The following is a 26410-nucleotide window of genomic DNA, read 5'->3' as shown; positions in this document are numbered from 1 at the left end:
ACGCGGCGAAGCGCCGGGTGTGTTCGCGCTGGTGGTTGTGATGGTCCCCCGACAACGTCGAGTAGAATCCCCTGCGCCTGCAATAGCCCGCCAATGCAGCAACTCAACGGTGAAGCCCGCAATCCGTCTAAAATTGTCGACATGTGATGGACGTCACAATCAACGGGATTTGCTCCAACTATCCCCATCCAAGTCAACACGGCTAAACACTTGATGAAGGGTATGAAGACCAGGCCTACGTCGATAGGACAAGCCGAATTAACATTGACATAACATTATGACTGTGCGAGGGGTACACGCACTTCGTTCCAATGTGTCAAGGCAGTTGAAATGATTGAACAACAGGACGGCGACCTGCGCGCGTCTCAACTTCTCCGGATGACGTCGGAAATCGTCTCTGCCTATGTTGGCAAAAATGCCCTGCCGGCCCAGCAGATTCCCGAGATCATCAGCACGGTTTACAGCTCTCTGGCCGGCCTCGACATGCCGCAGGTCGAGGCTCAGCCTGAGCCGCAGCGTCCTGCCGTGCCCGTGCGCAAGTCTGTGACCCCGGAATACATCGTCTGCTTGGAAGATGGTAAGAAGCTGAAGATGCTGAAGCGGCATCTGCGCTCGACTTACAACATGACCCCTGACGAATACCGCGCCAAGTGGGGCCTGCCGGCCGACTATCCCATGGTCGCCCCGAACTACGCCGCCCAGCGGTCGGAGTTCGCGAAGAAGATTGGCCTGGGCAAGGCCCCGGCGGATCAGCCGCGGCGCCGCGCGTCCTAAGTTACCGCGTTGCGGTCCAGCCCCTCGAGGGCCGGGCCGGCCCAAATGAAAACCGCCGCCCGATGAGGAGCGGCGGTTTTTCATTTCTGGCCACCTGGACGGCTGTTCAAGCCAGGATACCACGCGGCTTGTTCCGCCTTTTCGCCAGGACGTACCGCAGTTTGGCCACCACTACCCGGCGCAAATGTTCCTGCGGTAGGTTGGCCGGTCCCTGAATCGACACTTCGACGCCTGTATTGGCGTCGATGGCGGTCGCCTTCACGATCTGACCGATCCGATGGTATTCGACATAGACTTCGTCGTTCCCGGCCATCATCCGGCATCCTGCTTGGAATAAACGCCGACGTTCAGGCGGCGGAACTGGCAGGATAGTTGGTGTAGTCCAGGGCCGAAGTCCAGAACCGCTCCAACTTGCGCATCAACTCATTGGCCTTGTTCAGTTCATCCGCCGACAGGCCCGCCTCACCCAGGGCGCCCACCTGGCGCTCGAACAGGGTGTTGATCTTGTCGCGCAGCGCGATGCCCTTGTCCGAGAGGCGGACGCGCACGGAGCGGCGGTCATGGGCCGACCGCTCCTGAGTCAGGTAGCCATTCTCATGCATCTTCTTGACGTTGTAGGAGACATTCGACCCCAGGTAGTAGCCCCGCGCGGTCAACTCCCCCACCGTCAGTTCATCCTCACCGATGTTGTAGAGGATCAAGCTCTGGACGTTGTTGATGTCCTGCACACCTTGCCGGTCCAGTTCGACCTTCAGCACTTCCAGAAAGTGCCGATGCAGCCTTTCGATCAACAGGATGCTGTCGTAGTAAGGTTGCTTCAAAGCCCTCTCCTTCACACTGAACCGACGACATAGAGTGTTCGCCGGCAAGTAAACCGGCATGAACCATTTGGGATACGTAGATTCCATTGGACGGACAAGACTTTAACGCATCGCCCCCGGGTAATCGACCCGATAATGTAAGAAATGCTCAGAATCTGGCGGCTGAGTCGAGGCTTTCCTACCCCTAAAGGGTAGGTCCGCCATCCGTTTATCCGGCATATCTCTTCCGGAGGGATAAGCCGGGCGATTCCCGCCTGGCCTACCGCTCCGGTGTACGTCAATCGGTGAAGGCGAGGTCCCCGGATGGCACCGGCTGGAAGTGGCGCTCCACCTCAGACTCGGACACCTCGGCCAGGGTCGCCGGCCGCCATTTCGGCTGGCGGTCCTTGTCCACCAGCTGGGCCCGGATGCCTTCGTAAAAGTCATGGCCGGCCATCACCGCCTGGGTCATGCGGTATTCCATGACCAGCACATCCTCGATCTCCAGCGACACGCCCCGGCGCAACTGGCTCAAGGTCACCTTCAGGCTGGTGGGTGACATCTGCGACAGGGTCTTCACCGTGGCCGACGCCCAGGCGTCGTCGAAGCCCTGCGTTTCATCGCACAGGCAGGCCAGGATCTCTTCCACCGTCTCGGCGTTGAAGCTGCGGTCGATCGAGGGCGTGTGGGCGGCCAGCGGCGCCTCGCCGGGGAAGGCGGCGTGGCGGGCCAGCGCGGCATCGACGGCGGCGTGCGCATGCGCGCCATAATCGGCGGCGGCCAGATCCTCCAGCAGCGCGCCCAATTGGGCGGAGGGGACGTGGTGGGTGGCGATTCCGGCATAGGCGGCGTCGGCGGCGCCCAGGCGGGCCCCGGTCAGCGCCAGGTAGGTGCCCAGTTCCCCCGGCAGGCGGGACAGGAAGTAACCGCCGCCCACGTCGGGGAACAGGCCGATTCCCGTCTCCGGCATGGCCAGCAGGGCCTTCTCGGTCGTCACCCGGTGGCTGCCGTGCACCGACAGGCCCACGCCGCCGCCCATGGTGATGCCGTCCAGCAGGGCGATGTAGGGCTTGGGGTAGCGCTTGATTCGGCGGTTCAGCCGGTATTCCTCACGAAAGAAGTCGCGGGCGACGGCGCCATCACCTTCCCCGCGTTGCAGGGCCTTGCCGCTGTCCCACACGGCGCGCACGTCGCCGCCGGCGCAGAAGGCGCGGTCGCCAGCCCCTTGGATCACCACCGCCTTGACGGCCGGGTCCCGGGCCCAGGCGGCCAGCTGCGGATCGATGATGCGGATCATGTCCAGGGTCAGCGCGTTCAGCGCCTTGGGCCGGTTCAGCAGCACATGGCCGATGGCGCCGCGCACGGTGCAGATGACGTGGGGCTGTTCCGCCGCACCTAGATCCACGGTCTCGTTCATTCCCTCATCCCCCGAAGTCTGCCGAGGCCCTCAGGGCCTTCGGATTTATCTGTGGGGCGGCGGCCAGCAGCCCCGCCCGTTGCCGGAGATCATAGGGAGCGGCACCGGGCAATGCCAGCCCGGCGGCCATCGCCGCCCCCTGCCCCGGCTCCCCAACCCCGCCTCCGGCAGGGCAGCGTTGACCTGGGCGGGCGGCCCGCCCCCGTCCGCACCCTTGAGGGGCGGGGATCCCAGGCGTAGCATTCCCGCCACCGGTTCCTTACCCAACGTCATTCCCAAACGTCTCAAGGACTTGGAGACCTTCCATGGTTGATCATGCCTCCCTGCCCCGCCGTTTCGGCGGCGATCCCCGCCAGCGTCCGCGCCGCAACCGCGTCGATGCCTGGACGCGCCGGCTGGTGGCGGAAACCCGGCTGTCGGTCGATGACCTGATCTGGCCGGTTTTCGTGGTGGATGGTGAGAACCAGCGGGAACCCGTCGCCTCCATGCCGGGGGTGGAGCGGCTCAGCATCGACCTGCTGGTGCCGGCCGTGGCCGAGGCGCGCGACCTGGGCATCCCCTGCGTGGCCCTGTTCCCCTGCCTGTCGGCGGACCAGAAGGATCCCATGGGCAGCGAGGCGACCAACCCCGACAACCTGATGTGCCGGGCCCTACGCGCCATCAAGCGCGAGGTGCCGGACATCGGCACCCTGGGCGACGTGGCGCTGGACCCTTACACCAGCCACGGCCACGACGGCATCGTCACCGACGGCCGCATCCTGAACGACGAGACGGTGGCCGTGCTGGTGCAGCAGTCGCTGGTGCAGGCGGCGGCGGGCTGCGACATCATCGCCCCGTCCGACATGATGGACGGCCGCGTCGGCGCCATCCGCGACGCCCTGGACGAGAGCGGGCATGAGCTGACCCGCATATGCGCCTATGCCGCCAAGTACGCCTCCGCCTTCTACGGCCCTTTCCGCGACGCGGTGAAGACCGGTGGCCTGCTGAAGGGCGACAAGCGCACCTACCAGATGGATTCCGCCAACACCAACGAGGCCCTGCGCGAGGTGCAGCTGGACCTTGAGGAAGGCGCGGACATGGTCATGGTGAAGCCGGGCTTGCCCTACCTGGACATCGTCCACCGGGTGAAGGCGGAGTTCGGCGTGCCCACCTTCGCCTACCAGGTCAGCGGCGAGTTCGCCATGATGAAGGCGGCCGCCCGGAACGGTTGGATGGATTACGAGAAGTCGCTGCTGGAAACGCTGCTGGCCTTCCGGCGCGCCGGCGCCGACGCCATCCTGACCTATGGCGCCATCGACGCCGCCCGGCTGCTGCGGGCCGGCCACTGACCGGGCAAGGCGCGGACCGGACGCGCATCCGGTCCGCGCCGCCTGTCCGTCATTCGGGATCGTGGCAGACGGCCTCGATATTATGGCCGTCGGGATCCAGCACGAAAGCCCCGTAATAGTTGGGATGATAGTGCGGGCGCAGGCCCGGCGCGCCGTTATCCCGCCCACCGGCGGCCAGGGCCGCGGCGTGGAAGGCGTCGACCGTCTTGCGATCCGCCGCCGCGAAACTGATGTGCAAAGCCCCGCCCTGCAGGCGCCGCCCCGTGCCGATCCAGAAATAGGGTTTGCCGTCGCTGCCGTAGCCGGCGTGGGCGCCGGCGCCCGTCATCTCTTCGGTGATGTTCATGAGGCGGGTGATGCCCAACGGGGCGAGGGCGTGATCGTAGAAGGCGGAGGAGGTCGCGAAGTCGGCGACCGAGAAGCCAATGTGATCCAGCACAGGAATGACCCTCCCAGATGTTTATTATCGCGCCCCCATCATGCCAGCGTTTCCAGAAAACGCACCAGGCATCGATCGAGCCATCCACCACCTAAAATAGCGCCCCGCCCCTCAGCCGCGGCATGAAATCCGACATGCCCCCCTTTGGTCACGATCAGGGGGACCAGTGCCGGGTGCGCCGCCCAGTCGAAGGCCAGATAGGGCTTCGGCGCGATCCAGGGATCGTCCAGCGCGTGGATGACCAGGGTGGGCCGGGTGATGGCTGGCAGGAACTGGAGCGCGCTATTGACGCGATAATAATCCTCCGCGTCCCGCCAGCCGTTGGCGGGCGCCACATAGCCGTCGTCGAAGTCGTAGATGGTGCGGGCGCGCCGCACCGCCGCCTGGCGCTCCGCCTCGGCCGTTCCGGGCTCGGCCGGTTTGGCCAGCGTCTCCGACTTCATCTGGCGCAACAGCCACAGGTGGTAGGGGCGGTTGCGCGCCTTCAGGAAGCGGCGGGAGGTGGCGGACAGGTCGATGGGCGCCGACACCGCCACGCCGCCGCGCACCATGGGGGGCAGCGCCCCCACCTCCCCCATCAGCTTCAGCACCATGTTGCCGGCCAGGGAATAGCCCACCACCACCACACCCGGCGCCGTCAGGTCCGGCAGGGTCGTGGCAAGGTGCGCGAGCACGGCACGGGCATCCTGCGTGCGGCCAGCGTGATAGCGCTGGCGCGTCCGGCCGACCATGGGACCGGCACCGCGCAGGTTCAGGCGCAGGACGGCATGGCCGCGGGCCAGCACCACCCCGGCGGCGGCGCGGATGTAGGGGCTGTCCTCCGACCCCGCCAAGCCGTGGATCAGCACCACCAAGGGCCGGCCGGCGGCCGGAGCGGAGGGACGGTGCAGCGTGCCGGCCAGGCTGTCCCCGGTGCCGTCGCCCATGGGAAAGACCAGCACCTCGCCCGCCGGCAAAGCGTGCCGGGGGCGGCGCAGGGTATTGCGTAGGGTCTGCAGGTCCGGGCCCAGCCACGGCAGGCGCGGCCGGAAGGCCGGGTAGCCGGGGGGCAAAGGCGAAACGGGGTACGGCACCTTAGCGCAAGAAGTCGCGCACGGCCGCCAGTTGCGCCGGATCCATCAGCGCCGGGGCGTGGCCGGCGTCCGCCACCTCGAACAGCGTGGCCTTGGGTCCCCGCTCCGTCATCGCCTGCGCGATCTCCGCCGTCAGCAGGTCGGACTGCAGGCCGCGGATGGCCAGGACAGGGGAGCGGATCATGCCCCACACCGGCCATAGATCGACATCGGTGATGGGCTGGGTCTGGAAGGCGCGGGCGATGCCGGTGTCGTAGGCCAGGCCCAGCGTGCCATCGGGCCGCGTCCAATAGCCGTGCTCGGCCAGGTGGCGCCACTGCGCCTCCGTCAGGTCGCCGAAGGGGGCGTAGACCAGGCTGAGGTAGCGCTGCACCTCGTCCACCGTACGGAACACTGGGTTGGTGCCGACATAGGTGCCGATGCGTTCCAGCGCCACCTTGGGCACCAGGGGGCCGACATCATTCACTACCAGCCGGGTGATGGGGGTATCGCCCTGGGCCGCCAGGATCATGCCGATCAGACCGCCCATGGAGGTGCCGACCCAGTCCAGGCTCTCCACATCCAGGCGCGCGATCAGCGCCGCCATGTCGGCCAGGTACTGCGGGTAGCCGTAGAGGTCGGGATTGGCCAGCGTGCCGCTCTTGCCGCGGCCCACCACATCGGGACAGACCACGCGGGCATCCAGGCTGTCAGCCAGGTCCGCCGCTAGCACGTCGAAGTCGCGGCCGTTGCGGGTGAGGCCATGGCAGCAAACGATGGTGCGTCCGGGGAGCCCACCCTCTGGCATCCACTGCGTGTAGGCCAGGCGGTGGAAGCCCAGGGCGGAGAGACCCCGAAGGGTATGTTCGGTCATGGTCGCCATGGTCAAAGCGATACCATGGGCCCCGGCCCGGGGAAAGCCCGCCCTTGGCCAGCAGCGGCGCCATGACCATATGCCGCCCGCGACCGATCGTTCCGGGTAGGACCTGGGAGGGGCGTTCATCGCGGCCGGGCCATTTAGGATCTGTCGCGCCGCCCCTGCCCCCGGTTACACTGGTCGCCCACGGAAGGCATGGGGGATACCGGCTTGGCCAGCGCGGGGGGCGACGAGAAGGCGCCCATCATCATCAAGAAGGTGAACAAGGGCGGCGACGGGCACCACGGCGGCGCCTGGAAGGTGGCGTATGCCGACTTCGTCACCGCCATGATGGCCTTCTTCCTGCTGCTGTGGCTGCTGAGCGTGACCACGGCGGAGCAGAAGCTGGGCCTGGCCGACTATTTCAGCCCCGCCACCCCGTCCAAGCAGGAAAGCGGCGCCGGCGGTGTGCTGGGCGGCAAGACCATCACGGTCAACGGCGCGGCCATGAACAACAGCTCCCCCACCTCGGTGGCGGTGCCCCTGCCCTCGCGCCCCCAGGCGTCCAACGCCTTCCAGTCGGTGGAGGACGCCACGGACGAGGCCCAGGGCAAGCCCGACGGCAAGGATGAGAAGACCAGCGGCACCACCGACAACAACGGCGGGCGCAGCGACGGCAGCAAGTCGGGCGACGGCCGGCTGGACATGGACCAGAACGGCGACGGCAAGGTGGACGAGCAGGAGCTGAAGCAGGCCCTGGCCCAGCACGAGGACCAGCAGTTCAAGGAAATCGAGAAAGAGGTCCGCCAGGCCATCCAGCAGGTGCCGGAACTGAAGGCCCTGCAGCAGAACGTCATCATGCAGCGCACCCCGGAAGGGGAGCGGCTGAACCTGGTGGATCAGGACGGTTACTCCATGTTCCCGTCCGGCAGCGCCAAGATGAACACGCAGACGGCCCAGCTCTTGTCGCTGGTGGCGCAAGCGGTGGCCAAGCTGCCCAACAAGGTGTCCATCACCGGCCACACCGACAACACGCCCTTCGCCAATAACGGCAGCGGCAACTACGGCAATTGGGAACTGTCGTCGGACCGCGCCAATGCCAGCCGACGCGCCCTGGCCGCCGCGGGCGTGGCCGAGGATCGCATCGCCTCCGTCGTGGGGCTGGCCGACCGCGACCCGCTCTTCCCCGAGGATCCCAAGTCGCCGCGCAACCGGCGCATCAGCATCACCGTGCTGCGCGAACATCCCCTGACGGAAACGGCCACGCCGCCGGGTACCGCCACCACGCCCGCAGGCGTCCCCACCACCCCGGCCGGCCAGCCCGTGCCGCCCCCGCCCCCCTCGGTCACCAGCCGGCCGGAAGGCGGCGGGCGCTGAAGAACACGATTACCCCCAAAGGGAATGCCTCTGGTATGGCCCTACATCTCCCGGTAAAGTTCATCCAGTCCCCAACATCGGGTATCGTTTTGGCCGGCATGGTTCTTGAGTAGGCCTAGTATTCGTTCGCTTGCCCCCGGGGCAATGTCCCAGGAGCCCTGACCGTTCAAGAAAGGCGCGGATGTCCGTCATCCCCCCCCATTCCCGGCCGTTGCAGCAATTCTACCGCTCCGGCCCCATGCCCTGCCCCTACCTGCCCGGGCGCATGGAGCGCAAGCTGTTCACCCGGCTGGTGGGGCAGCAGGCCAGCGGGGTCAATTCCGCCCTGTCCCGCGCGGGCTTCCGCCGCAGCCACGACATCGTCTACCGGCCCGTCTGCAGCGGCTGCGCCGCCTGCGTGCCCGTGCGCATCCCCGTCGCCACCTTCAGCCCCAACAAGACCATGCGCAAGGTCATGCGCGCCAATGCCGACCTGGTGGCGGGCATGCAGCCGGCCAGCGCCACGGCGGAACAGTTTCAGGTTTTCGCCAGCTATCAGGCCGCGCGCCACAGCGACAGCGACATGAGCCGCATGGGCATGACCGACTACACCGCCATGATCGAGGAAGGCCAGGTCGACAGCCGGCTCTATACCCTGCGCGACGGCGGCGGCACCCTGATGGGCGCGATCCTGACCGACCGCCTGGATGACGGCTTTTCGGCCGTCTACAGCTTCTACAACCCCGACATGCCGGAACGCAGCCTGGGCACCCACCTGATCCTTACCCTGGTGGACCAAGCCCGCCGCGAGGGCCTGCCCCACGTCTATCTCGGCTACTGGATCGAGGGTAGCCGCAAGATGGATTACAAGCGGCGCTTCCAGCCGCTGGAGGCCTTGGGCCGGGACGGTTGGCTGCCGTTGGAACCCGCCTCCTGATGACGGTTTTTGCCGTCACACGCCGTCACATTTCCAAAATTCATTGCACAATGCAAAAAGCGTCTTTCATTGAGCAAGAGGCGCCAGCCCGCACGCGAGTCGGCGGCGTCATACCGCTGCTAAATTAACGGCATGTATATTGCTACGTTGCGATATGCCCGACAGCGGCACCCATCGGGGGTGTCGCGCCCGGACCTTGAGAAAAGGGTGCCTGCGTTCCATGCGTGCGGTCAGCGGTTTCATCCGCCCTGCGTTCCTGGCCTTGGTTCTGGCGTTGCCGGCGATGAAGCCGGCGATGGCGCTGAACATCGCCGTAAAGGGGGTGGTGGAGTCCAACTGTTTCGTGTCCGTTTCCACCGGCGATACCAGCCTGTCGACGGACGGCGGCAACGTCATGCTGGGCGACCTGGGCGAGCACTGCAACGAGTCCGCAGGCTACACCGTGGTGCTATCATCCAACAACGGCGGCGCCCTGGTCGATGCCAGCGGCAATAAAATCCCCTATACCATCTCCTACGATCAGGTGGACGGCCGCCCCCTGAGCGAGCCGCAGGTGATCAACCGCCTGGACCCGCAGACGGAACTGCGCACCGGCAGCATCCTGCTGAGCCTGCCGCGCCAGACGGTGCGCCGGGGCGGCTTCTTCAGCGACACCGTCACCATCACGGTTCGCGCCCGATAACCGCCCCCTTTCCAGGGGCGCTCCCCTACCCCGGCCGCCTGCACCTGCTTCGAAGTGGGGGTTGTGTCCGCGCCCGCTTTGCCGCACAGTGTGGGCAAAATGGTACCGTTAACATAAAAATGTTAACGCTAACGGGAGGGACATCCATGCGGGCAGTCTGGTTCGCCGCCGCCTTGGCTATTCAGCCATGGCTTATCCAATCATGCCTTGCCGCCACGCCGCCGGCCATTGCCGGCTCGCCGAAAACGCCTGGGGGGGGACTGACCGTCAGCCCGAACGAGACCCTGGAAATGCAGGGCCTCAGCGTCATCATCGACCAGATGCACTTCCATCCGGTATTCCGCGACGAAAAGAACGCCGGCATCCAGATCGTGCTGCATGGTGAGCGCATCGCCACCGATGGCGCCGTGCGCCTGAACCCCACGCCGGAACAGTGGGACCCCGTCCCCGCCTTCGTGAAGCGCGAGCGCGGCCCCGGCCCCGACCAGTTGACGGTCTACAGCAACTTCCCCGAACAGGGCTTCAGCTACCGCCTGGTCATCACGCCGGAGGGCACGGGCTTCCGCGTGGCGGTGAACATGGATCAGCCGCTGCCGGCGGAGTATGTCGGCAAGGCCGCCTTCAGCCTGGATTTCCTGCCCACCAGCTATTTCGGCAAGACCTATGTGCTGGGCGACAGTTCGGGCCTGTTCCCGCGCAACCCCGCCGGGCCCATGGCCAAGGACGGCTCGGGCGACCCGCTGCCCCTGGCCTCCGGCGGCTCGTCCATCGTGCTGGCGCCGGAGGATCCGCTGACGCGCGTGGCCATCACCTCCGACACCTCGCCCCTGGCCCTCTATGACGCGCGCAACCGGGCGCAGAACGGCTGGTTCGTGGTGCGCGCCCTGATTCCGGCGGGCAAGACCACGGACGCCATCGTCTGGCATGTCCATCCCAACGTCATCAAGAACTGGGTGCGCGATCCGGTCGTCGCCTTCAACCAGGCGGGCTACACGCCCGACCGGGCCAAGGTCGCGACCGTCGAACTCGACCCGCACATGAAGGCGCCCAAGGACATCCAGCTGGTGCGCATCGGCGCCGACGGCAGCCAGACCGTGGCGCTGAAGGGCACCATCAAGCCCTGGGGCAAGTGGCTGCGCTATGACTACGCCACCTTCGACTTCTCCTCGGTGCGCACGCCCGGCATCTACGCCATCTCCTACGCCGGGCACCTGTTCAATCCCTTCCGCATCGCCCCCGATGCCTACGACCACATCTGGCAGCCGTCGCTGGACACCTATCTGGCGGAGCAGATGGACCACATCGCGGTACGCGAGCAGTATCGCGCCTGGCAGGGCCTGTCCCACATCGACGACGCCCGGCAGGCCGCCCCCAACATCCACCATTTCGACGGGTACAAGATGGGCCCGCACCTGGACTCGCCCTTCAAGCCGGGGGAGCACATTCCCGGCCTGAACGTGGGCGGGTGGCAGGATGCCGGCGACTATGACATCCAGACCTCCGACAACGCCTGGGTGGTGCGCGACCTGGTACGGGCGCGGGAACTGTTCGGCATGGATTGGGATGAGGACACCATCGACGAGGCCGCCCGCCAGGTGGAGATCCGCAAGCCCGACGGCATCCCCGACGTGCTGCAGCAGATCCGCCACGGCACCTTGCAGCTGCTGGCCCAGTACAAGGTCTTCGGCCACGCCATCGTCGGCATCATCGAGCCGACCTTGAAGCAGTACACCCACCTGGGCGACGCCGGCTCGCAGACCGACCGCCTGATCTACGATCCCAAACTGGGCCCCAACGAGAGCAACGGCACCTATTCCGGCGTGCCCGACGACCGCTGGGCCTTCACCTCCGACGTGCCGGCGGACGATTACCATGTGGCCGGCGCCCTGGCCGCCGCCTCGCGCGTGCTGGGGGAGATCGATCCCGACCTGGCCGCCCAGGCACTGGCCGCCGCCAAGGTGATGTGGGCCAACCAGCAGGATCCCAGCGACCGCATGGACCGGCCGGAACGGGGTGACTGGAACCCCGCCGATCTGCTCGACATGGCCGCCTTTTCCGCCACGGTGGATCTGGTGATCACCACCAAGGGCGCCGATCCGCTGTACACCAACAAGCTGAAGTCCCTGCTGCCCACCATCAAGCAGCGCTTCGCCTTCCTGGGCGGCATGGCGACGCTGGCCCTGCCCTACATGGACGCCGACTACCGCGCGCAGCTGACCCAGGCGGTGACGGAGGCCAAGGCCACCATCGACGCCGAGGCCGCCAAGACGCCCTTCGGCGTGCCCGTGGCCATGGGCACCTGGGCCGGCTCAGGCCAGGTGGCCGGCTTCGGCACCAACATGTACCTGCTGCACAAGGCCTTCCCCGGCATCATCGGCACCCAGTACACCCTGGATGCCCTGGACTACGTGCTGGGCCGCCACCCGGCGACCAACCTGTCCCTGGTTTCCACCGTGGGCACGGAATCCAAGATGATCGCCTATACCCACAACCGCGCGGATTACTCCACCGTGCCGGGCGCCATGGTACCGGGCGTGCTGGTCATCAAGCCGGACTTCCCGGAGCAGAAGGTGGCCTGGCCCTTCCTTTGGTTCGAAAACGAATCCACCGTGGCCACTACCACCTCCTACATCCTGGCGGCCAACGCTGGGATCATGGTGACCAAGGGGCAATAAAACCTTATCGCCCCGCCCAAAATGAAAACGCCGGAGTGATCGCCACTCCGGCGTTTTCATTTGGATTCTGACCTGACGGATCAGAACCGGTTGTTACGCGGGAAGCCATTGGGTGGCAGCTTGCCCTGGGTGCCGCGCGCGCCGCGCCAAGGCGACAGGTCGGTCTCCACCCGGGTGCGGTCGCCGGCCCCGCCCATTTTCCACGACAGGCCCTTGGCGCTTTCGAACACGCAGATGTCGGACAGGCTGGCGTCCTTGTACTTCTGCAGGGCGACACCCTTGCCGCGCACCATGACGGGCAGTTCCTCCAGGGCGAAGACCAGCAGTTTGCGGTTGTTGCCGATGACGGCGATGGTGTCGCCCTCCACCGGCACGCAGGCCAGCGCCGTGGCGCCGTCGCCCACGTTCAGCACCTGCTTGCCGGCACGGGTCTGCGCCACCACCTCATCCGCATCCACCTGGAAGCCGCGACCGTCGCTGGACGCCACCAGCAGGCGCTTGCCCGGACGGTAGGGCAGCACGGTGACGATGTCGGCGTCGCCCAAATCCACCATCAGGCGCACCGGCTCGCCAAAGCCGCGGCCGCGCGGCAGGCGATCGACGCCAATGGTGTGGAACTTGCCGGTGCTGGAGAACACCAGCAGCTTGTCCGTCGTCTCGGCATGCAGGACGAAGCGCTCGGCATCGCCCTCCTTGTACTTGGCCTCCGCCGTCTCGGTGGGCGGCAGGTGGCCCTTCACGGCGCGGATCCAGCCCTTCTCCGACAGGAAGACGGTGACCGACTCACGCTCGATCATGGCCTCCACCGGCACCACCACGTCGGTGGGGGCGTCGCCCACGGCGGTGCGGCGGGCACCCAGCTCGGTCGCCTGGCCAAAGCGCTTCTTGGTGGCGGCGACCTCGGCGGCGATGGCCGTCCAGCGCTTGCCGTCGTCGTCCAGCAGGGACAACAGTTCCGACCTCTCGGCGGTCAGGCCCTCATGCTCCCGGCGAAGCTCCATCTCTTCCAGCTTGCGCAAGGAACGCAGGCGCATGTTCAGGATGGCTTCGGCCTGGACATCGGTCAGGCCGAAGGCGCGCATCAACTCGGCCTTGGGCTCATCCTCCTCACGGATGATGCGGATGACCTCATCCAGGTTCAGGTAGGCGATGAGATAGCCGCCCAGCACCTCCAGCCTGTGCTCGATCTTGGCCAGGCGGTGGCGGGAGCGGCGCACCAGGACCACGTTGCGGTGATCCAGATAGGCGCGCAGCACCTCGTGCAGGGTCATGACGCGTGGCACCTGGTCGGCGTCCAGCACGTTCATGTTCAGCGGAATCTTCACTTCCAGGTCGGTGTTGCGGAACAGCTGTTCCATCAGCACCGCCGGGTCGACGTTGCGGCTCTTGGGTACCAGCACCAGCCGCACATCCTCCGCCGACTCGTCGCGCACATCCTCCAGCAGGGGCAGCTTACGCTCCATGAGGAGTTCGGCGATCTTCTCCACCAGGCGCGACTTCTGCACCTGATAAGGGATCTGGGTGACGACGATCTGCCAGGTGCCCTGGGCCAGCTTCTCCGTCTCCCATTTGGCGCGCAGGCGGAAGCCGCCGCGGCCGGTGCGGTACGCCTCGCGCACGGCGTCGCGGCTTTCCACCAGCACGCCGCCGGTGGGGAAGTCGGGGCCGGGCATCAGGGTGACCAGCTCATCCACCGTCACCGGCCGGCGGCGGTCTTCCGGCACCAGCAGTTCCCGGTCGATGATCAGGCTGAGGGCGTCGCAGATCTCGCCGGCGTTGTGCGGCGGGATGCTGGTGGCCATGCCCACGGCGATGCCGGCCGAGCCGTTGGCCAGCAGGTTGGGGAAGGCCGACGGCAACACCACCGGCTCCTCGCCGTCGCCGTCGTAGGTAGCGCGGAGGTCGACCGCGTCTTCGTCGATGCCATCCAGCAGGGCCTTGGCCACCTCGGTCAGGCGGGCCTCGGTGTATCGCATGGCGGCGGCGTTATCGCCGTCGATATTGCCGAAATTGCCCTGTCCCTGGACTAGGGGATAGCGGGAGGCGAAGTCCTGGGCCAGGCGCACCAGCGCGTCATAGACCGAGGCGTCGCCATGGGGATGGAACTTGCCGATGACGTCACCCACCACACGAGCCGACTTCTTGGGCGGGGTGGAGGGTTCCAGCTTCAGCTGGCTCATGGCGTAGAGGATGCGGCGATGCACCGGCTTCAGCCCGTCACGCACATCAGGCAGCGACCGCGACACGATGGTCGACAGGGCGTAGGACAGGTAACGCTCGCCCAGCGCGTCGGCCAGGGGCTTGTCAAGGATCTCGGTGGCATCGGTCATGATGGGCGGACACTACCAGATATGGTGGGCCGATTGCCAGCCGTGGTGCAGCCTGTGGGAAACTTAGGTTTCCTGCGGTTCCGCCCCGTCGATCCCGGGGACCGGAAGACCGTTCGCGCGCAAGTAACGCTCCACCAGGCGCTGGCGGGCCGGCGGCACCTCGGCATGGCGCTGGGCGAAGACATGCCGTTCCAGAAAATAGCCGGTCAGGCGCAGGCCGGCCGCCACATCTTCCTCCCCCCCGCCCTGGAAGCCCAGGCCGATGAGGAAGCCCGGCAGGGGCAGCAGCTTGTCGCGGTAGGGCTCCCCCGCCGAGGCCGACACGGCGCGGCCGGTGCGGGGGCTGACGTAGGCCAGCTGGTCGTTCGGGTTGCCCACGGGCTGGCCGGTGCTGGCGCACTGCGTCAGGTCCAGGCCGAAGCCCGCCTCCTCCAGCAGCCCCACCTCCCACCGCACGTAGACGGCCGGCCAGATGTCGAGGTCCAGGGCGGCGAACAGGGCCAGGGTGGCGTCATAAAGGCCGGGGTGGGCCTCCCGCTCCGCCAGCATGGCGTCCATCAAGGCGGTGGCCGCCACGATGGCGGCCAGGCGCAAGGGATCGTCCAGATAGAGACCGGTGGCGGAGCGCACGGGTTCCACCGTCCAGGTGCCCAGCTGGTCTGCGGTGCGGGCGCGCCAGCGGGCGGTGACCTGGGCCCCCGGCTCCAGCGCGCCGCGATAGCGTGACGACTGCCCGCCGTGCAGCACGCCGGCGTGGCGGCCATGCTCCCGCGTCAGCATGACCACCAGCGCGGCGGTGTCGCCGAACGGCCGGGCAGAAAGCACGATGGCGTCGTCAGTCCATTCCATGGAAGCCTTCTAGCAGATTGCGCCCCGGACGGTGTATGCCAATGCTCTCGCGCCGCCGTTTAGGCCAACGGTGTCACTCCTGAGTTTTTTAGTATACCCTGCATTAATAACCCTTGAACCGAGCGCCCGCGTGCACAGCCCATCTACTGGCAATCATTGGATTATGGGGGCTGGTTCACCGCGCGGACTGGTCATGGCGCGTGTCACGCCGCCGGTGTTGACATGAATACCGGCAAGCCCGCCCGCCTGAAGGGTCCCTCCCCCGCCGCCGTACCGGTCTTGAGCGACGATGAGCGCCTGACGCTGGAGCGGTACAGCCTGGCGGCGGCGGCCAGCAATGAGGGGCTGTACGACTGGGATCTGCGCACCGATCGGGTCTATTACGGTGAGACCTGGAAGGCGCTGCTGGGCTATGCCGAGGATGAGATCGGCAGCTCGCCCGACGAATGGCTGAACCGGGTGGACCCGGATGACCTCATCTGGCTGCAGGCCACCCTGGACGCCCAGGCCAGCGCCGGCGGCAAGCCCTTCCAGATCGAATACCGCATCACCCACCGCAACGGCCATGTGCTGTGGATGATGTGCCGCGGCATCGTCGTGCTGGACGACGATGGGGAACCGACCCGCATCGTCGGCGCCCAGCGCGACATCACCGACCGCAAGAACGCCGAGGAACAGCTGCGCCTGAGCGAGGAGCGCTATGCCCTGGCCGCCCAGGGCGCCAACGACGGGCTGTGGGATTGGCACGTGGCCACGGACCAGCTCTACTGCTCCCCCCGCTGGACGGCCATGCTGGGCATCGGCGGCGGGGCGCGCACCAGCACCATGGAGGACTGGTACGCCCAGATCGATGGCGAGGACCGCCCCCGCCTGCGCGCGGCGGTGGATACCCACCTGGCCGGCGGCAGCGCGCATCTGGAGGAAGAGGTGCGCACCCGCCACGCCGGCGGGGCGGAGTTGTGGGTGCTGATCCGTGGCGTGGCCATCCGCGATGAGGAGGGCGAGGCCATCCGCATGGCCGGCTCCATGACCGACATCACGGCGCGCAAGCGGGCGGAACAGCAGCTGCTGTTCGACGCCTTCCACGATGGTCTGACCCGCCTGCCCAACCGCATGCTGCTGCTCGACCGCATCGGCCAGGCGCTGGGCCGCCGGCGCCGGCCGGAAGAGGCGCAGTTCGCCGTCATGATCTTCGACATCGACCATTTCAAGACGGTGAACGACAGCCTGGGCCCCCTGGTGGGGGATGAGGTGCTGTGCGCCGTGGGCCAGCGGCTGGACGGCGCCCGCCGCAGCGGCGACACCGTGGCCCGCCTGTCGGCCGACGAATACGGCGTGCTGATGGACGGCGTGCTGGACGTAAAGGCGGCGGTGGACGCGGCCGAACGACTGGCGTCGGCGGTGGCGGAACCCCTGACCCTGTCCAACGGGCAGGAGGTGGTGATGAACGTCACCGCCGGCATCGCCCTGTCCGGCTCCGGCTATGCGTCGGCGGGCGACATGCTGCGCGACGCGGGTCTGGCCATGTTCCGCGCCAAGACCAGCGGCCGCAACCGGGTGGAGATGTTCGACGACGCGCTGCGCGAGCGCGCGCTGACCCGCCTGCGCCTGGAATCGGATCTGCGCCACGCCGTCGAGGGCCGGCAGTTCCGCCTGTTCTACCAGCCCATCGTGCGCCTGGCGGACGGCTCGGTGGCGGGGTTCGAGGCGCTGATGCGCTGGTTCCATCCCGAGCGCGGCATGATCCCGCCCAGCGACTTCGTCCACCTGGCGGAGGAAACGGGCCTGATCCTGAAGATGGGCCGCTGGGCCCTGGTGGAGGCCACGCGCCAGCTGGCGGAGTGGCAGGGCCGCTTCAGCCCCGACCTGTTCATGAGCGTCAACGTCTCCGGCCGCCAGCTCATGGAGGACGACCTGGTGGCGGCGGTGACGGAGACGCTGGACACCCACCGCATCACCCCCGGCACCCTGAAGCTGGAGATCACCGAAAGCCTGCTGCTGGACGACCCCGGCCGCTGCCTGGCCATCATGGAGGCCTTGAAGCGCAAGGACGTGAAGCTGTCGCTGGATGATTTCGGTACCGGCTTCTCCTCGCTCAGCTACCTGCACCGCTATCCCATCGGCACCCTGAAGATCGACCGCAGCTTCGTGCGCGCTGCTGGCGAAAGCGACCGCCGCAGCGCCATCGCCCGCATCATCACCCTGCTGGCCCAGGCCCTGGACCTGGAGGTCATCGCCGAGGGCATCGAGAAGGAGGCCGAGGCCGACTTCCTGCGCGGCCTGCACTGCCAGTTCGGCCAAGGCTTCCACTTCGCCCCGCCCCTGCCCAAGGAGGCCGTGGAAGACCTGATGGACGCGCGCCGCCGCAGCCGTGAAGTGCTGGAGGGCTTGTCGGCGCTCCGGGGGCTGCCACCCAAGGGGCGGTGAGCGCCCAAGGTGACAATGCGGAACCGCCAAAGGTGAGCATGAAAGTCTATTTTGAAATAGCGCCTTCCCCCGATGAGGAGCAGGAGCCTCAAAAGCCGGGGTTTAACGCCCTCATACATGAGGTCTGCGTCGATCGTGGATGGTGCGGAAGCGTAGTTGACGATCAACCGCGTCATGTCAGCATGTTCATTCCGGAAAGTGGCCCGGTGACAGCCGATCAATTCGTCGACTGGCTATTTTTGGCCGAGGGTATAGACCTGTTGGAAGATGTGTCGAAATGGCAGCCGCATAAAGATGCGCTTCGCGACATATTCATCCGCCACATGGGCGCTGATGTGGTAGATGTCCACAAACTTAAGTGGGACTTCAGCTAACACATTGTTGCGTCAATCACCCTATTCCGGCGGGCACCCCCGCTTTTGAAGCCGCAGCCGTCAAGTGCTGGAAGGACTGTCGGCGCTCCGGGGGCTGCCGCCCAAGGCGCGGTGAGCTTGGATCAGCTTGCGCGGCGGTAGTGCTTATTGCTTGGTCAAACGCTGCTTCCGTCGGTTTAGTGCCTGCTTCATCCGTGCGGCAATATCCATCGACGGGTGTAAAACATTGAGAATTTCCAGACGGTCACGCACCTCTTGGAAGCGATAGACGATCAAATGCCTGCCCACGCCGTAAACCAGGAATGGCCCGGGAACATCGGAACGGCGGCGCCCCAGTTGTGGGTTGCGCGCCAATTTTTCAAACGCCAGGAATAGCGCTCGAATATAAGATTCCGCCTGGGCGTCGCCCCATTCCCGAGCGGTGTAGTCCTCGATTTCGACTAGATCCAATCCCGCTTCATGGGAAAGGACATAGCTCCGCTTTGTCATCGGGAAGACTGGCCTTCCCGGCGAGCACGGCCTTCTCCAAGCAGGCTTTCGACAGATGCGTCCGAGAGATCGTCTTCATCCAACTGCTGTGCACTCAAGACCAGGTAGTCACCCAATAGCTTACGGGCCTGTTCCGCCTGGCGCTTTTGGTCTTCGCGGATTAAATGTCTGATGTATTCGCTGGCGCTGTACTGGCCCTCTGCCGCCTGTTTTTCGACATACGCCCGCATTGCCTCTGGCATGGAAACGTTCAGGGTGCTCATCTCAAGGCCGCTCCTTCCAGATCCAACAGCGCCATGGTACGATATGGCCAAAATTTGTCAAATTTTGGCGCCCGATCGAATCGCAATCCGGGCTCCTGTCCCTCTCCTTTGTTCGCGCATCGTGCAGTAGCCGACGCCCAGACGCACTGTTTGGGACCAGCCGGGCGGCGCTATTTCTGGAGGCGCCGCCGCATGTCCCGGTAGGCCGCGGCGATCAGCGCCGTCAGCGCTGCGGTATCATGCGCCTGGCCCCAGCGCAGCTTCACATGGCGCATGCGCTTACCGGTGCCCTGCAGCAAGCCTGCGGGGTCGTCCAGATCGGCGCCATGGAAGAAGCCCACGCTGGCATGCGCCGTATAGGCGCCGACATAGGCGAAGGCCGCGTCAATGACGCATGCCGTGGGCTGGCGGTCGTGGATCAGTTCCCGCACATCGTCACCGCAGCCGCGCAACGCCTCGAACCACGGCTGGATCATCAGGCGCAGGGGATCACCCTGGGCGAACCAGGCGTCGACCTCGGGATCGCGCCGCACGGCGCCCGGCAGGAGGAAGAGAGCGTCCATGGGCGCAGTTTGGCAGGCCGGCTGGAAATGTCGAGGCGGTCACGCCGGCAGCGCCACTCCCCCCATTTGCCACACCCATTGCATCGACAACCATGTTTATTCATAACTGTTAATATCAATAAACAATGGAGATGGGGATGGACACGGTGGGCACCATGGATCGGCGGATGCTTTTGCAGGCCGCGGCGACGGCCGGGATCGCCGGGGCGATCGTGGCGGATCGCGCGGAGGCCGCCGCCCCGTCGGCGCCCCCGACCCCGCTCAGCACCGTGCCCCTGCAACTGCCCACCACGGAATTCACCTATGAGGCGGTGGTGGACCTGGAGCCCATGATCACCCTGGGCCGGTCCCCGCTGGGGGAACGGCGCATGGTGCCCATCACCGGTGGCGTGTTCCAGGGGCCGCGCATCAAGGGCACGGTTCTGGGCGGCGGCGCCGACCGGCAACTGGTCCGGTCCGACGGCGTGCTGCTGCTGAACGCCCTCTATGAGTTGAAGACGGATGACGGCGCCATCATCACCGTGAACAACCGGGCGCTCATCGACACGCCGCCGGGCCAAGCCCCCTATGCGTATTCCGTCCTGGAGTTCACCGCCCCGGAGGGACCCCACGCCTGGTTGAACCGTGGCATCTTCGTCGGCACCGTCCATGGCCTGCCGCCGGAGCGGCACGCCGTCCTGATCCGCGTCTACAAGGTCGTCTGAGCGGCCCCGCTCAAGTCTTCCAGGATGGGGCAGTCGGGGCGGTCGTCGCCGGCGCAGCAATGGGCCAGGTGGCGCAGCGTGTCGGCCATGGCCTGCATCTCGCGGATTCGGGTATCCAGGTCGGCCAGGTGGCGCTGGGCGATGGCCTTCACCTCGCGGCTGGGACGCTCGCGGTCGCGCCACAGGGACAGCAGCTGGGCGATCTCCGCCATATCGAAGCCCAGACCCCGCGCCCGCCTGATGAAGCGCAGCTCATTGATCTCGCGGGCGTCGTATTCGCGGTAGTTGCCCTCCGACCGGCCGGAGGGGCGCACCAGGCCGACCTCGTCGTAATAGCGGATCATCTTGACGCTGACGCCGGACGCCTTGGAGGCCTGGCCTATGTTCATGACGCGTGGTCCCCTTTGAAGGTCGCCAGGGCGGCGCTCATGGCCGCCACCACGGGCACCCAATCCCCCAGCGTGGCCTGCCGGAACAGGCGCATGCTGGGGTACCAAGGCGTATCCGCCCGCTGGTCCATCCAGCGCCAGTCCGCGTCGGTGATCACCATGGTCCATACCGGGCGGCCCAGGGCGCCCGCGACATGGGCCGGCCCGGTGTCCGGGGTGATCACCAGGTCCAGCAGAGTCATGATGGCGGCGGTGTCCGCCCAATCGCGTACCTCCGGCGCCAGATCCAACAGATTGGGCGGCAGCGTCAGCCCATCAACGGCGCCCCTGCCTTCCGGCCGCTGCAGGCCGATGAAGGTCACGTCGGGATGCGCTTCCAGCAGGGGCAGCAGCGCCCGCAGGCCCGGTGAGCGCCACGCATCGACGGGGAACTGGGGATTGCCCGCCCACAGCAGGCCCACGCGGCGGCCGGGCACGTCCGCCAGGCGCGCCCGCCACGCCGCCACCCGCTCCGGCGCCGCGCTCAGATAGGGGCCGTTCCACGGGATGGTGTCCACCGTCAGGCCCAGGGCCTCCGGCAGATCCATCATGGCGATCTGATAATCGGGCGCCAGCGGCAAGGGCTGGCCGCGCAGCACCACGTCCCCCTGCCTCTGGCCGGGCCACAGCGCGGGTGGCCAGAGCACCGAGAGCGCGTGCGGGGATTCGAACAGCAACCGGCCCACGCGGGCCGCCGCCTGGGGCAGCAGCCGCAGCATGCTGATGGTGTCGCCGGCGCCCTGCTCGTCCCAAACCACCAGGCTCTTGCCGGGAAGGGCGCGGCCGTCCCACTCAGGCACACCCTGGTGGCGCCGCGGCAGGGGCGTCAGACGCCAGCGCCGGCGATACAGGGGAAACCCGGCGCGGTAATCGCCCAGGCGCAGGTGGCAGCATGCCATGCTCATGGCCACCTCCGGATCATCCGGGGTCAGGGTCAGGTGCCGGGCGCCGACCTTCAGCGCGTCGGCCGTATACCCCTGGTAACGCAGCGCGCGGGCCAGGATGCCGTAGGGCTCCGGCCGGGTGGGGTGGGCGGCGATCAGGCCGCGCGCCGCCTCGGCCGCCGCCACCATCTCCCCCATCGCCGCATGCAGCTCCGCCCGGCTGGCGGCCGCCTCGAACAGGCCGGGCCGCAGCCGCAGGGCATGGTCCAGCAGGCGGGCGGCCTCGGCCTCATGCCCGCCCTGCTGGCGCAGCAGATCCCCCAGATTGACCAGCGCCACCACCTCATCCGGCGCCACCGCCAGGGCGGCACGGAGGGCGGCCTCCGCCTCCTCTTTCCTGTCCAGGCGCAGCAGGCAGCGGCCCAGGCCCAGCTGGGCCTCGGCCAGCTGGTAGGGCAAGCGGGTCAGCAGCCGGTAGGTGTCGGCGGCCTCCTCCACCCGGCCCAGTTCCTCCAGGATCTGGGCGTGGGCCAGGTGCGCCGGGCCATGGCGCGGCGCCAGGGCTACGACCTGGCCATAGGTCGCCAGGGCGGCCAACCGATCGCCCCGCTGGCGCTGGGCCTGGGCCAGGTTGGCGCGATAGTCGACATTGGCCCCGTCCAGCGCGATGGCCTGGGCGATCAGGTTCTCACCCCCCGCGGCGCGGCCGGTCTGGACGAACAGCACGCCTTGCAGGTGCAAGGCGTCGGCGCAATCCGGCATGGCGCGCAGGATCTGGCCGTACAAATCCTCCGCCTGATCCAGGCGGCCGGACTGGTGATGGTCCAGGGCCACGGCCAAGACCTCTCCCACGGTGGGCATGGGTCGCTTTCCTACGTCATCCAGGGGCTGAAACTACCCGAGGACCGTACACCACAAGACCGGTCCCGCGCACGGGTGCCGGTCATGAGCCGGGCGCCCGGAAGCGGCGCAGGCGCAGGGCGTTGGTCAGCACGCTGACGCTGGACAGGGCCATGGCCCCGGCCGCCACCATGGGCGACAGCAGCCAGCCGGTGACGGGGTAGAGCAGGCCGGCGGCCAGGGGGATCAGCACCACGTTGTAGCCGAAGGCCCAGGCCAGGTTCTGGCGGATGTTGCCGAGCACGGCGCGGCTGAGGGCGATGGCCGTGGCCACCCCACGCAGGTCGCCCCGCACCAGCACCACGTCGGCCGCCTCGATGGCGATGTCGGTGCCGGCGCCCATGGCCAGGCCGACGTCCGCCGTGGCCAGGGCCGGGGCGTCGTTCACGCCATCGCCGGCGAAGGCGACGCGGCCGTGGCGCCGCTGCAATTCCGTCACCGCCGCCACCTTGCCCTCCGGCAGCACCTCCGCCGCCACCTCATCGATGCCCAAAGTCTTGGCCACGTCCTCCGCCGTGCGGCGGTTGTCGCCGGTGACCATGATGACCGTCAGACCGGCGCCGTGCAGCGTGCGCACCACCTCGGCCGCCTCAGGCTTCACCGGGTCGGCCACGGCCAGAATGGCGGCCAGCCGGCCGTCGATGGCGGCGTAGAGCGGGCTCTTGCCCTCCCCGCCCAGCCGGGCCGCAGCCTCCGCCACCGGCGCCACGCCGATGCCCTGGCGGGTCATGTAGCGGTCGGCGCCCACGGCCACCACCCGGCCCTCGACCCGGCCTTGCGCGCCGAAGCCGGTTTCCGCCCGGAAACCATCCACGGCCAGCGGAACCTGGCCGCGCGCCCAGGCCCCGGCCACGATGGCCTGGGCGATGGGATGCTCGGACCGCGCCTCGACCGCCGCCACCAGGCGCAGCACCTCGTCCTCGGCAAAGCCCTCCACCACCGCCAGGTCGGTCAGCGTCGGCTGCCCCAGGGTCAGAGTGCCCGTCTTGTCGAAGGCCACGGCGCGCACGTCGCGCAGGCCCTGCAAGGCGTCGCCCTGGCGGAACAGGATGCCCAGTTCCGCCGCCTTGCCCGTGCCCACCATGATGGAGGTGGGTGTCGCCAGGCCCATGGCGCAGGGGCAGGCGATGATCAGCACCGCGACAGCATTGACCAGGGCGTAGCTGAGCTGCGGCCCCGGCCCGAAGAAGTACCAGGCGGCGAAGGTCAGCAGCGCCGCCGCCATGACCGCCGGCACGAACCAGGCCGTCACCTGGTCCACCGCCGCCTGGATGGGCAGCTTGGCGCCCTGCGCCGTCTCCACCATGCGCACGATCTGGGACAGCAGGGTGGCCGCCCCCACCTTCTCCGCCCGGAAGCGGAAGGACCCGGTCTTATTGACCGTGCCGCCGACGACCGACGCGCCGGGGCCCTTCTCCACCGGCAGCGGTTCCCCGGTGATCATGCTTTCATCGACAAAGGACGACCCGTCCAGCACGCTGCCGTCCACCGGCACGCGCTCACCGGGGCGCACCAGCACGATGTCGCCCACCACCACGCTTGCGATGGGCAATTCCAGGGTCTGGCCGTCCCGCTCCACCCGCGCCGTCTTGGCCTGCAGGGTCAGCAGGCGCTTGATGGCCTCGCTGGTGCGGCCCTTGGCCCGCGCCTCGAACAGGCGGCCGACCAGGATCAGGGTGACGATGACGGCCGCCGCCTCGAAATAGACGTTGTCGGTGCCGGCGGGCAACAGATGCGGCGCGACCGTGGCCACGGTGGAATAGAGGAAGGCGGCACCCGCCCCCAGCACGACCAGGGAATTCATGTCCGGCGTGGCCCGCACCAGATTGGGCACACCCTTGGCGAAGAAGCGGCCGCCGGGCACGGCCAGGACGAAGGCCGCCAGCATCAGGCTGACCCAGCGCCAGGGCTGCTCCCCCACCGCGCCCACCAGCCAATGGTGGACCCCTGGAATGAAGTGCCGCGCCATCTCCACCGCGAACAGGGGCACGGTGGCGATGGCGGCGAGCGCCACGGCCTGCTTCAGGGCATTGATCTCCGCCACCCGCGCGGCCCGCTCCCGGTCCGTCTGCGCGGCAACGTCCTCCTGAACCAGGGGCTTGGCCTCATAGCCGATCCTGGTGGCCGCACCCGCCACGGTCGCGACATCGGCGCCATCGACCAGCACCACGGTGGCCCGCTCCGTCGCCAGGTTCACGGTGGCCTCGACCACGCCCGGCGCCGCGCGCAACGCCTTCTCCACCCGCGCCACGCAACCGGCGCAGGTCATGCCCTGGATGGCGAGCTCAACGGTGTGGGTGCCGGCGTCGTACCCAGCCTTGCGGATGGCCTCGACCACGTCAGGCAGGCGCCCGCCCTCGGCCAGTTCCACATGGGCGCGTTCCGCCGCCAGGTTCACGGTGGCGGCGGCCACGCCCGGCACGGCGGCGATCGCCTTCTCCACCCGGCGCACGCAGCCGGCACAGGTCATCCCGGCTATGGGGATGTCGACGGTGCTGGGGGCGGCGGGCGGAACGGCGGCGACATGGGACATTTCAGTCTCCTCGACGAGATGTCCCGTATAGATAGACCCTCCCACGATGGGAGGGTCAAGGTCGGCGCCATGACGGCAGCGCGGGGCTGCCGCCCTGTCGTATCACGCGTTGAAGTCCAGCCCCCACTGGCTGTAGCTGTCGGGCTTCTCGGCCCAGTCCTCGCGCACCTTCACGAACAGCATGACGTGCACGCGGCGGTCCAGGATTTCCTCAAGCTCCACGCGGGCGGCGGCGCCGATGGCCTTGATTTTGCTGCCGCCCTTGCCCAGCACGATGGCCTTCTGGTTGGGGCGCTGGACGTAGACGATCTGGGAAATCTTGACGGAGCCGTCCTCGAACTCCTCCCACGCCTCGGTCTCCACCGCCACGGCGTAGGGCAGTTCCTGGTGCAGTTGCAGGAACAGCTTCTCGCGCGTGATCTCGGCGGCCAGCAGGCGCTGCGGCATGTCGGACAGCTGGTCCTCCGGGAACAGCCAGGGGCCTTCCGGCAGGCGGGCGGCCAGCTTGTCCAGGAAGTCCTTCAGGCCGTCGCCGGTCAGGGCGGAGATCATGAAGATGTCGGTGAACACACCCGTCTCGTTGAAGCGCGCCGCCAGTTCCAGCAGCCGCTCATAGGGGATCAGGTCGATCTTGTTCAGGATCAGGATGGCCTGGCGCTTGCTGTCCTTCAGGCGCTGGATGATGCCGTTGGTGTCGTCATCCACGCGGCGCGAGGCGTCGACCAGCACGGCCACCAGGTCCGCCTCCTCCGCCCCCGACCAGGCGGCGGCCACCATGGCGCGCTCCAGCCGCTTCTTGGGCGTGAAGATGCCGGGCAGGTCGACGAACAGGATCTGGGCGCGGTCGTGCATGCCGATGCCCAGCACGCGCGACCGGGTGGTCTGCACCTTGGGGCTGACAATGGACACCTTGCTGCCCACCGCCGCGTTCAGCAGCGTGGACTTGCCGGCGTTGGGCGCGCCAACCAGGGCGACGAAGCCGCAGCGCATGGGGGCGAGCGGCGTGCCGTCGCCCTCTTCCTCGTCATCCTCATAATCGTCCTCATCGTCCAGATACTCTTCCTCACCCTCGGGCGCCTCCTGCGCCGCGTGCTCGGGGCCGGCGGCACCGGTCACCGTGTCCTCATCGGGGGGAAGGCCGTCCTGGCCGTGTTCGACGTCGCTCATCACTCACATCCTTAAAGGGAACGGCGGGCCCGGACACCCTTTGGCATCCGCCCGCCGCCGCATGCGCGGCTTCATGACACAGACCGCGCCCTGGCACCAGCGGCGGCGCGGCATCCAAGGATTGCGCTGGCGATCGGCGCACAGCACCGCCTTGGAAATTTAACAAGGGCTTAGGGGATGCCC

General features: G+C 67.5%; 24 protein-coding genes. 9 read left to right on the top strand and 15 right to left on the bottom strand.

Going from position 1 to position 26410, the window contains the following annotated elements; genetic code table 11:
- Positions 1–330 precede the first annotated feature (330 nt).
- Entirely contained in the window at positions 331–774 is a 444-nt protein-coding gene (locus FBZ88_RS04945) for a Ros/MucR family transcriptional regulator (RefSeq protein ID WP_145615669.1), read from the top strand.
- 106 nt (positions 775–880) lie between these two features.
- Here the strand turns inward: FBZ88_RS04945 and FBZ88_RS04940 are convergent, their stop codons facing one another.
- The 3 genes from FBZ88_RS04940 to FBZ88_RS04930 form a co-directional block, all read right to left on the bottom strand.
- Positions 881–1090, bottom strand: coding sequence for a DUF6898 family protein (locus tag FBZ88_RS04940; RefSeq protein WP_040845357.1), 210 nt, complete (start codon positions 1088–1090; stop codon positions 881–883).
- 31 nt (positions 1091–1121) lie between these two features.
- Entirely contained in the window at positions 1122–1595 is a 474-nt protein-coding gene (locus FBZ88_RS04935; protein WP_145615668.1) for a MarR family winged helix-turn-helix transcriptional regulator, read from the bottom strand.
- Between the two features lie 277 nt (positions 1596–1872).
- Entirely contained in the window at positions 1873–2991 is a 1119-nt protein-coding gene (locus tag FBZ88_RS04930) for an enoyl-CoA hydratase/isomerase family protein (RefSeq protein ID WP_145615667.1), read from the bottom strand.
- Positions 2992–3296: 305 nt separating this feature from the next.
- On the opposite strand from FBZ88_RS04930, the gene hemB reads away from it, so the two are divergent.
- A complete protein-coding gene (gene hemB / locus FBZ88_RS04925; protein WP_145615666.1) occupies positions 3297–4319 on the top strand; it encodes a porphobilinogen synthase in 1023 nt (340 codons plus the stop codon).
- 49 nt (positions 4320–4368) lie between these two features.
- Here hemB and FBZ88_RS04920 read toward each other — a convergent pair whose 3' ends face one another.
- The 3 genes from FBZ88_RS04920 to FBZ88_RS04910 are packed head-to-tail and all read right to left on the bottom strand — an operon-like array spanning position 4369 to position 6684.
- Complete coding sequence (locus FBZ88_RS04920) at positions 4369–4758, bottom strand: VOC family protein (RefSeq protein WP_145615665.1); 390 nt, start codon at positions 4756–4758, stop codon at positions 4369–4371.
- A 38-nt stretch (positions 4759–4796) separates the two neighbouring features.
- Complete coding sequence (locus FBZ88_RS04915) at positions 4797–5831, bottom strand: YheT family hydrolase (protein ID WP_211102516.1); 1035 nt, start codon at positions 5829–5831, stop codon at positions 4797–4799.
- Position 5832: 1 nt separating this feature from the next.
- Positions 5833–6684, bottom strand: a complete 852-nt coding sequence (locus FBZ88_RS04910; RefSeq protein WP_246138499.1) for an alpha/beta fold hydrolase — start codon at positions 6682–6684, stop codon at positions 5833–5835.
- Positions 6685–6897: 213 nt separating this feature from the next.
- On the opposite strand from FBZ88_RS04910, the gene FBZ88_RS04905 reads away from it, so the two are divergent.
- From FBZ88_RS04905 to FBZ88_RS04890, 4 genes are all read left to right on the top strand, one after another.
- The gene (locus FBZ88_RS04905) at positions 6898–8043 is read left to right on the top strand and encodes a flagellar motor protein MotB (protein ID WP_145615764.1); all 1146 of its coding nucleotides are present in this window, start codon (positions 6898–6900) and stop codon (positions 8041–8043) included.
- Positions 8044–8224: 181 nt separating this feature from the next.
- Positions 8225–8959 carry an arginyltransferase gene (locus FBZ88_RS04900; RefSeq protein ID WP_145615663.1) on the top strand — a complete coding sequence of 245 codons (735 nt, stop codon included), beginning with the start codon at positions 8225–8227 and terminating at the stop codon, positions 8957–8959.
- A 220-nt stretch (positions 8960–9179) separates the two neighbouring features.
- Positions 9180–9641, top strand: coding sequence for a hypothetical protein (locus FBZ88_RS04895; protein WP_145615662.1), 462 nt, complete (start codon positions 9180–9182; stop codon positions 9639–9641).
- Between the two features lie 290 nt (positions 9642–9931).
- Positions 9932–12316 carry a glycoside hydrolase family 9 protein gene (locus FBZ88_RS04890; protein ID WP_246138498.1) on the top strand — a complete coding sequence of 795 codons (2385 nt, stop codon included), beginning with the start codon at positions 9932–9934 and terminating at the stop codon, positions 12314–12316.
- 80 nt (positions 12317–12396) lie between these two features.
- On the opposite strand, the gene parC is transcribed toward FBZ88_RS04890, so the two are convergent.
- Both parC and recO read right to left on the bottom strand, forming a co-directional pair.
- Positions 12397–14646: a DNA topoisomerase IV subunit A gene (parC, locus tag FBZ88_RS04885; protein ID WP_145615660.1), complete on the bottom strand. Its 2250-nt coding sequence runs from the start codon at positions 14644–14646 to the stop codon at positions 12397–12399.
- A 63-nt stretch (positions 14647–14709) separates the two neighbouring features.
- Positions 14710–15495, bottom strand: coding sequence for a DNA repair protein RecO (gene recO, locus FBZ88_RS04880; protein ID WP_088871442.1), 786 nt, complete (start codon positions 15493–15495; stop codon positions 14710–14712).
- 222 nt (positions 15496–15717) lie between these two features.
- Here recO and FBZ88_RS04875 point away from each other — a divergent pair, with 222 nt between their 5' ends.
- Both FBZ88_RS04875 and FBZ88_RS04870 read left to right on the top strand, forming a co-directional pair.
- Entirely contained in the window at positions 15718–17922 is a 2205-nt protein-coding gene (locus tag FBZ88_RS04875) for a putative bifunctional diguanylate cyclase/phosphodiesterase (protein ID WP_246138497.1), read from the top strand.
- A 32-nt stretch (positions 17923–17954) separates the two neighbouring features.
- Positions 17955–18296 (top strand): hypothetical protein, encoded by a 342-nt coding sequence (locus FBZ88_RS04870; protein WP_145615658.1) that lies wholly within the window; start codon positions 17955–17957, stop codon positions 18294–18296.
- Between the two features lie 144 nt (positions 18297–18440).
- Here the strand turns inward: FBZ88_RS04870 and FBZ88_RS04865 are convergent, their stop codons facing one another.
- The 3 genes from FBZ88_RS04865 to FBZ88_RS04855 form a co-directional block, all read right to left on the bottom strand.
- The gene (locus FBZ88_RS04865) at positions 18441–18785 is read right to left on the bottom strand and encodes a type II toxin-antitoxin system RelE/ParE family toxin (protein ID WP_145615657.1); all 345 of its coding nucleotides are present in this window, start codon (positions 18783–18785) and stop codon (positions 18441–18443) included.
- A complete protein-coding gene (locus FBZ88_RS04860; RefSeq protein WP_145615656.1) occupies positions 18782–19048 on the bottom strand; it encodes a ribbon-helix-helix domain-containing protein in 267 nt (88 codons plus the stop codon). Before FBZ88_RS04860 ends, FBZ88_RS04865 begins: the two co-directional genes overlap by 4 nt.
- 170 nt (positions 19049–19218) lie before the next feature.
- Complete coding sequence (locus FBZ88_RS04855) at positions 19219–19611, bottom strand: DUF1801 domain-containing protein (RefSeq protein WP_145615655.1); 393 nt, start codon at positions 19609–19611, stop codon at positions 19219–19221.
- Positions 19612–19778: 167 nt separating this feature from the next.
- On the opposite strand from FBZ88_RS04855, the gene FBZ88_RS04850 reads away from it, so the two are divergent.
- Positions 19779–20315: a DUF3237 domain-containing protein gene (locus tag FBZ88_RS04850; RefSeq protein ID WP_246138496.1), complete on the top strand. Its 537-nt coding sequence runs from the start codon at positions 19779–19781 to the stop codon at positions 20313–20315.
- Here the strand turns inward: FBZ88_RS04850 and cueR are convergent.
- From cueR to era, 4 genes are all read right to left on the bottom strand, one after another.
- Positions 20300–20704 (bottom strand): Cu(I)-responsive transcriptional regulator, encoded by a 405-nt coding sequence (cueR, locus tag FBZ88_RS04845; RefSeq protein WP_145615653.1) that lies wholly within the window; start codon positions 20702–20704, stop codon positions 20300–20302. The two genes, FBZ88_RS04850 and cueR, sit on opposite strands and share 16 nt — an antisense overlap.
- Positions 20701–22488, bottom strand: a complete 1788-nt coding sequence (locus FBZ88_RS04840; protein ID WP_145615652.1) for a tetratricopeptide repeat protein — start codon at positions 22486–22488, stop codon at positions 20701–20703. The genes cueR and FBZ88_RS04840 overlap by 4 nt, the downstream gene beginning before the upstream one ends.
- Positions 22489–22570: 82 nt before the next feature.
- Positions 22571–25060 carry a heavy metal translocating P-type ATPase gene (locus FBZ88_RS04835; protein ID WP_145615651.1) on the bottom strand — a complete coding sequence of 830 codons (2490 nt, stop codon included), beginning with the start codon at positions 25058–25060 and terminating at the stop codon, positions 22571–22573.
- A gap of 102 nt (positions 25061–25162) precedes the next feature.
- Positions 25163–26050 (bottom strand): GTPase Era, encoded by an 888-nt coding sequence (gene era, locus FBZ88_RS04830; RefSeq protein ID WP_040845569.1) that lies wholly within the window; start codon positions 26048–26050, stop codon positions 25163–25165.
- Positions 26051–26410: the final 360 nt, after the last annotated feature.

The sequence above is a fragment of the Nitrospirillum bahiense genome (assembly GCF_007828025.1).
Classification (GTDB): domain Bacteria; phylum Pseudomonadota; class Alphaproteobacteria; order Azospirillales; family Azospirillaceae; genus Nitrospirillum; species Nitrospirillum amazonense.
The sequence above is the reverse complement of the archived record's forward strand: the minus strand, read 5'-3'. Positions and strand labels throughout refer to the sequence as shown.

Coding starts and splice junctions, on each gene's coding strand:
- FBZ88_RS04945 (WP_145615669.1), top strand. CDS start 331: ATGATTGAACAACAGGACGGCGACCTGCGCGCGTCTCAACTTCTCCGG.
- FBZ88_RS04940 (WP_040845357.1), bottom strand. CDS start 1,090: ATGATGGCCGGGAACGACGAAGTCTATGTCGAATACCATCGGATCGGT.
- FBZ88_RS04930 (WP_145615667.1), bottom strand. CDS start 2,991: ATGAACGAGACCGTGGATCTAGGTGCGGCGGAACAGCCCCACGTCATC.
- hemB (WP_145615666.1), top strand. CDS start 3,297: ATGGTTGATCATGCCTCCCTGCCCCGCCGTTTCGGCGGCGATCCCCGC.
- FBZ88_RS04910 (WP_246138499.1), bottom strand. CDS start 6,684: ATGACCGAACATACCCTTCGGGGTCTCTCCGCCCTGGGCTTCCACCGC.
- FBZ88_RS04900 (WP_145615663.1), top strand. CDS start 8,225: ATGTCCGTCATCCCCCCCCATTCCCGGCCGTTGCAGCAATTCTACCGC.
- FBZ88_RS04895 (WP_145615662.1), top strand. CDS start 9,180: ATGCGTGCGGTCAGCGGTTTCATCCGCCCTGCGTTCCTGGCCTTGGTT.
- FBZ88_RS04890 (WP_246138498.1), top strand. CDS start 9,932: ATGCAGGGCCTCAGCGTCATCATCGACCAGATGCACTTCCATCCGGTA.
- parC (WP_145615660.1), bottom strand. CDS start 14,646: ATGACCGATGCCACCGAGATCCTTGACAAGCCCCTGGCCGACGCGCTG.
- recO (WP_088871442.1), bottom strand. CDS start 15,495: ATGGAATGGACTGACGACGCCATCGTGCTTTCTGCCCGGCCGTTCGGC.
- FBZ88_RS04875 (WP_246138497.1), top strand. CDS start 15,718: ATGAATACCGGCAAGCCCGCCCGCCTGAAGGGTCCCTCCCCCGCCGCC.
- FBZ88_RS04865 (WP_145615657.1), bottom strand. CDS start 18,785: ATGACAAAGCGGAGCTATGTCCTTTCCCATGAAGCGGGATTGGATCTA.
- FBZ88_RS04860 (WP_145615656.1), bottom strand. CDS start 19,048: ATGAGCACCCTGAACGTTTCCATGCCAGAGGCAATGCGGGCGTATGTC.
- FBZ88_RS04855 (WP_145615655.1), bottom strand. CDS start 19,611: ATGGACGCTCTCTTCCTCCTGCCGGGCGCCGTGCGGCGCGATCCCGAG.
- FBZ88_RS04850 (WP_246138496.1), top strand. CDS start 19,779: ATGCTTTTGCAGGCCGCGGCGACGGCCGGGATCGCCGGGGCGATCGTG.
- cueR (WP_145615653.1), bottom strand. CDS start 20,704: ATGAACATAGGCCAGGCCTCCAAGGCGTCCGGCGTCAGCGTCAAGATG.
- FBZ88_RS04840 (WP_145615652.1), bottom strand. CDS start 22,488: ATGCCCACCGTGGGAGAGGTCTTGGCCGTGGCCCTGGACCATCACCAG.
- FBZ88_RS04835 (WP_145615651.1), bottom strand. CDS start 25,060: ATGTCCCATGTCGCCGCCGTTCCGCCCGCCGCCCCCAGCACCGTCGAC.
- era (WP_040845569.1), bottom strand. CDS start 26,050: ATGCGCTGCGGCTTCGTCGCCCTGGTTGGCGCGCCCAACGCCGGCAAG.